Below are 5,717 nucleotides of genomic sequence, written 5' to 3'. Positions count from 1 at the left end.
TCGGGCCTCCCATCGAAGGCGGATTCTTCTACGACTTTGCCCGCGACGAAGCGTTCACCCCCGAGGACCTCGACAAGATCGAGGCCAAGATGAAGGAGCTCGCTTCTCGAAAGGTTCCCTTCGAGAGAGAGGAGATCCCGAAGAAGGAGGCCGTCGCCCGGTTCCGCTCGATGGGTCAGCCCCTCAAAGTAGAGCTCGTCGAAGAAAAAGGGGACGACGTGGTCTCCTGCTATCGACTGGGAGAGTTCTACGACTTCTGCGAGGGCCCGCACGTGCCCGACGCCGGGATCATCAAGGCGATCAAAGTGCTCGGCAGCTCCGCCGCCTACTGGAAGGGCGACGAGGCCAACGCTCCGATGCAACGCATCTACGCGACGACCTTCTTCGACAAGAAGAGTCTTGCCGAGCATCTCGCCCGGCTCGAGGAGGCAAAAAAGCGAGATCATCGCAAGCTGGGCAGAGAGCTCGAGCTTTTCCTCATCCGCCCCGAGGCCCCGGGCCAGGCTTTCTGGCTTCCGAGAGGACTCCGAGTCGTCAACGGGCTCGTCGAATACATGCGTGACAAGCTCGACCGTCGAGGCTACTTGGAGATCAGGACCCCGCTCATCATGAATACCAGCGTGTGGGAGCGGAGCGGTCACCTCGAGCATTACCAGGACAACATGTATTTCGTCGACTCCGAGGAGACTCGATTCGCCATCAAGCCGATGAACTGTCCGGGCGCAGCGATGGTGTACGAATCGAGCCTGAGATCCTATCGAGACCTGCCTCTGCGGCTCTCCGAGTTCGGACAATGCCATCGAAACGAGCGTTCGGGGGTGCTCTCGGGTCTGACGCGGGTTCGCTCGTTCGTGCAGGACGACGCGCATATCTATTGCGCTCCCGAGCAACTGGAGAACGAAGTCCTCGATCTCATCGACCTCGTTCGTGAAGTGTATTCCGAGCTCGGCTTCGAAGGTTTTCGCGTCGAACTGTCTACCCGGCCAGAGAGCTCGATTGGAACCGACGAGCAATGGGAACAGGCCGAGGAGGCGCTGACTCACGCCCTGGTACGCTCAGGTGGAACCCACAAGCTCAACCCCGGTGACGGCGCGTTCTATGGACCGAAGATTGATTTTCATGTCGAGGACGCGATCGGTCGTCGGCATCAATGCGCAACGATTCAGGTGGATTTCACCCAGGCGGAACGCTTCGACCTCTACTATGCGGCCGAGGACGGCACCCGCAAGCGGCCGGTGGTCGTACACCGCGCCATCCTGGGCTCGGTCGAGCGATTCATGGCCGTTCTCATCGAGCACACCGGCGGGGCGTTTCCCTGTTGGCTTGCGCCCATTCAGGTCATCGTCCTTCCGATCTCGGAGAAGCACCACGACTACGCCGGCGAAGTTCGGGAGACGCTCCGTTCGGCTGGGTTCCGTGTCGAGATGGATGCCCGTAACGAGAAGGTCGGATACAAGATCCGTGAGGCACAACTCAGAAAGATTCCCTTCATGCTGGTAACCGGCGACAAGGAAAAGGAAACTGGCACCGTCGCCGTCCGGAACCGCAGAGACGGTGACGAGGGCGCCTCGCAACTCGCCGATTTCGTGACGCGACTGGAATCCCTGGTTCGCGACAAGGCGCTGCTGCCGTGACCGGTGGAAAACGGACGCGTCCGACAGGCATAATGAATACGAACCGAGGAGGTGGCACATAGATAGGTCGGTCCGGGTGAATGAGAGGATTCGTGCGCGTGAGATTCGTCTCATCGACGAGAACGGAGAACAGGTCGGAATCGTGAGACCGGAGGATGCGCTCCGGATGGCCAAGGAAAGGGATTTGGATCTGGTCGAGATTGTTGCGCAGGCGAACCCTCCGGTTTGCCGGATCATGAACTACGGGAAATACCTCTACCAGAAGAACAAACGCGCGCACGAGGCCAAGAAGCATCAGAAGCAGATACAGGTCAAGGAGATCAAGTTCCGCGTGAAGATCGACGAGCACGACTACGCCTTCAAGAAGAATCACGTGGAGCGGTTCTTGATGGAAGGCAACAAGGTCAAGACCACCATCATGTTTCGTGGACGCGAGCGCTCTCACGGGGAGCTGGGTGTGAAGATACTGGACCGACTCATCTCCGAGCTGCAGGAAATCGCAACCATCGAGTCCCGATCCAGGATGGAAGGCAACCAGATGTATCAAATCCTGGCGCCGAAGAAGGCAGTTGTCGAGCGGATCAAGGCCGCCAGGGAGGAAAACCAAGGGGAGGCACAGCAGTCGTCGGCTTGACCAGCTGCGAGTGCCCCCAAGAGGAGATTGTCAGGTGGGAAAGGGATTGAAGTCGCATCGCGGTGCGGCCAAGCGTTTCAAGAAGACCGCGACGGGAAAGATCAAACGAAGCCACGCCTTCGGGAGCCATATCCTCACGAAGAAGAGCCGACATCGCAAGCGAAGGCTCAGGAAGTCCACGGTCGTCGCCAAGTCGGATGCGAGCTTCATCGCCCCTCTCCTGCCGAGGAAGAGCTAAGAGATGCCCAGAGTAAGAAGAGGTTCCAATCGCCGCGACCGACGCCGCAAGGTGTTGAAGCTCGCCAAGGGTTACCGCGGGACTAAGAGCAAACTCTACCGTTCGGCCAAGGAATCGGTCGACAAGGCCCTGTCCTATGCCTATCGCGATCGCCGCGCCCGGAAGCGTGACTTCCGGCGCTTGTGGATTATTCGCATCAGTGCCGCGGCCCGCGCCAACGACCTGAGCTACAGCAGGCTCATGGCCGGGCTCGCAAAGGCGGAAGTCGCTCTGAACCGCAAACAGCTGGCCGAGATTGCCGCGGGAGACCCCGAGGCCTTCGTGGAGCTTGCGAGCGTCGCCCGGAAGGCGCTCGGCGAGGCAGAGGCCGGCTGACCTCGGGCACGAGCCACACGGCGTGGAGAACAAACCCGTCTCACAGCCGGAAGCCGCCGCGCACCTCCTGAATCTGGAGGAAAAGGTCGATCAGGCCGCTCGGCTCATCGCCGAGCTACGGGAGTCCAACCACGCTCTCAGGAGCGAGCTCGACGAGCTGAAAGCCAGGTCGGGAGAAGAAATCGAGATTCTGCGCGCCGAACGGGGCAGGATTCGCAGCAAGCTCGAGCGGATCCTCGACCGGGTCGAGGGACTCGAGTCCTGACGGTTGGCGGTCCCTCATTTCTCGTAGAATCGTCGGAACGAGAACGACATGGCGCTCCCTTCCGGAACCCGACTCGGTGCCTACGAGATCCAAGCACCGATCGGTGCGGGTGGGATGGGGGAGGTCTATCGGGCCAAAGATGCGCGGCTCGACCGGACCGTTGCCATCAAAGTTCTTCCCGAGGCGTTCGCCCGGGACCACGAGAGGCTTTCCCGTTTCGAGCGGGAGGCGAGACTTCTCGCGCAGTTGAACCATCCCGGCATCGCGACGCTTCACGGTTTCGAGCGCTCGGGCGAAACACCGTTTCTGGTAATGGAGCTCGTGGAAGGAGACACCCTCGCCGAGCACATTGAGAGGGGACCCATTCGGTGGGAGGAAGCGCGCCAGCTCTTCGCCCAGATCGCCGAGGCGCTCGAGGCGGCACACCTGAAGGGGATCCTTCATCGCGACCTGAAGCCCGCGAACATCAAGATCACGCCGGAGGGAAGGGTGAAGATCCTCGACTTCGGGCTCGCCCGAGCGTACCAGGAAGAAGATGCTGGCGCCGAGGCGGAGAAGTCGCAATCACCCACTCTCACCAGAGGAACCGCGCTCGGAGCGATCCTGGGAACGGCGTCGTACATGAGCCCGGAGCAGGCGCGGGGGAAGCCTCTCGATCGCCGCACGGACGTGTGGGCGTTCGGCTGCTGCCTCTACGAAGCGCTCTCGGGAAAGAAGCCGTTCGAAGGCGAGACGATCACCGATATTCTCGCCGCGGTCGTGAAGAACGATCCGGATTGGTCGCGCCTTCCCGATGCGACGCCGCGCCCGGTTCGCTACGTGCTGCGCCGCGCCCTGAAGAAAGATCCAAAAGACCGCTTGCGGGATGCGGGCGATGCGCGGCTTCTTATGGAGGACGTGGACGAGATCGTGACCGTCCCGCGCTCGCAAGGTCGACTCGCCGCCGCCGCCATCGGTGCCGTACTCGTCGCCGGACTCGTGGGATGGAGCTTGCGCCGCGAGTCCCCTCCGCCGGTGATGCGGTTCGCCACCGCCATTCCCCAGACCGAGGCGTTCGACGCCGTCCGCTCGCGCATCGCGGTGAGCCCGGACGGGAGACGACTCGTGCACCGCTATTCCCAGGACGGCCGCTCGGGGCTCTTTCTGCGCGCTCTCTCCGAGCTTTCGCCCACGCTCATCCCCGGCACCGAGCGCGGAACGAGCGCGTTCTTCTCTCCGGACGGCGAGTGGATCGCGTTTTTCGAAGGGAGCGACCTGGTGAAGGTCGGCCTGGACACCGGCACCCGCGTCACCCTCGCCCGGGGAATCGGCATCAGCGTGTTCGCGGGGACGTACTTGACCGGCAGCTGGGGTGACGACGACTCGATCGTCTTCACCGGGGATGGGACGGTGTTCCGGGTTCCGGCATCGGGAGGTCCGGCGGAAGAAGCGACCGCGCTCGATGCCGAGCGCGGCGAAATCGCGCACTACTGGCCGGATGTGCTCCCCGGGGGAAAAGCGTTTCTGTACAACGCGGTGGGGCCCTCCGGACGAAAGGACATCCTGGCGAAACGCTTCACCGACTCGGAGCGCCGGGTAGTGCTGGAAGACGGTGTGTCCCCTCGTTATCTCGCAACCGGACAACTATTGTTCATGCGGAGGGGCACGCTCTACGCGGTCGGATTCGATCTCCGCCGGCTCGAGGTGACCGGTGAGCCGGTCCCCGTCGTCCATGACGTCGAGATGGACAGCTACGGTGATTTCGAGTTCGCCCAGTACGCCGTGTCGGCTTCGGGGAACCTCGCCTATCTGGTGGAGGCGACCGTCCGGCGGGGAAGCTCTCTCGTCTGGGTCGACCGCAGCGGCAACGCGACGCCGGTGACCGACGAGCGCGGCTCCTACTTGATTCCTCGCATATCCCACGACGGAAGGCGCATCGCCTTCGCCCGGCTGGATGAGGCAACCGGTCAACGGGACATCTGGATTCTCGATATGGGACGCGGCACTCGAACGCGGATCACGTTCGGCGAGGGTCTCTCCACCGATCCGGTGTGGAGCCCCGACGATCGAACCGTGGCGTTCGCGTCCACCCGCTCTGCGTCCATCTTTCGTCTCTTCTCCAAAGCCGCCGATGGGAGCGGGCAAGCGGTCCCCATGGGTCCGGGCCGTGAAGGGTTCATTTTCCCAAGATTCTGGCTTTCGGACGGCTCGGCAATCGGGTTCTACTTGGTGGGTAACGGTGACGTGGGTATTTGGCACCTTTCGCCCGAACCCAAAGAGGAGATGCTTCTAGAGAGCGCGTTCGACGAGATGGAGCCGAGCCTGTCGCCCGACGGCCACTTTCTCGCTTACGTCTCGGACGAATCGGGGCGCCGGGAGGTGTACGTGCAGCCGTTCCCCGAGGGTGAAGGGCGCTGGCCAATATCAAACGACGGGGGAGACGAGCCTCTCTGGTCTCCGAGCGGCGACGAGCTCTTCTACCGCAGCGGCAACCGAATGATGGTTGTTCCCATCGCCTACCGGCCCGGCCTGGAGCCCGGATCGCCGCGGGTGCTCTTCGAAGGGGAGTACGAGCGCGATCCCTACAACAAC

At 62.4% G+C, this 5,717-nt stretch carries 6 protein-coding genes; all 6 read left to right on the top strand.

Annotated elements, in window-relative coordinates:
* On the top strand, positions 1 to 1,634 hold a 1,634-nt coding region (gene thrS / locus VEK15_06000; protein ID HXV60227.1), incomplete at its 5' end, for a threonine--tRNA ligase.
* Positions 1,635 to 1,710: 76 nt separating this feature from the next.
* Entirely contained in the window at positions 1,711 to 2,268 is a 558-nt protein-coding gene (gene infC, locus VEK15_05995; GenBank protein ID HXV60226.1) for a translation initiation factor IF-3, read from the top strand.
* 46 nt (positions 2,269 to 2,314) lie between these two features.
* Entirely contained in the window at positions 2,315 to 2,506 is a 192-nt protein-coding gene (gene rpmI / locus VEK15_05990; GenBank protein ID HXV60225.1) for a 50S ribosomal protein L35, read from the top strand.
* Positions 2,507 to 2,509: 3 nt separating this feature from the next.
* The gene (gene rplT, locus VEK15_05985; GenBank protein ID HXV60224.1) at positions 2,510 to 2,881 is read left to right on the top strand and encodes a 50S ribosomal protein L20; all 372 of its coding nucleotides are present in this window, start codon (positions 2,510 to 2,512) and stop codon (positions 2,879 to 2,881) included.
* A gap of 22 nt (positions 2,882 to 2,903) precedes the next feature.
* Complete coding sequence (locus VEK15_05980) at positions 2,904 to 3,146, top strand: hypothetical protein (protein HXV60223.1); 243 nt, start codon at positions 2,904 to 2,906, stop codon at positions 3,144 to 3,146.
* 48 nt (positions 3,147 to 3,194) lie between these two features.
* Positions 3,195 to 5,717, top strand: a 2,523-nt coding sequence (locus VEK15_05975; GenBank protein HXV60222.1) for a protein kinase, incomplete at its 3' end; no start/stop codon positions are given.

The sequence above is a fragment of the Vicinamibacteria bacterium genome (assembly GCA_035620555.1).
In the GTDB taxonomy this organism is placed as follows: Bacteria; Acidobacteriota; Vicinamibacteria; order Marinacidobacterales; family SMYC01; genus DASPGQ01.
The sequence above is the reverse complement of the archived record's forward strand: the minus strand, read 5'-3'. Positions and strand labels throughout refer to the sequence as shown.

What these genes read in the sequence shown, in the direction of transcription:
- rplT (HXV60224.1), top strand. Translation starts at nt 2,510, where the DNA reads ATGCCCAGAGTAAGAAGAGGTTCCAATCGCCGCGACCGACGCCGCAAG.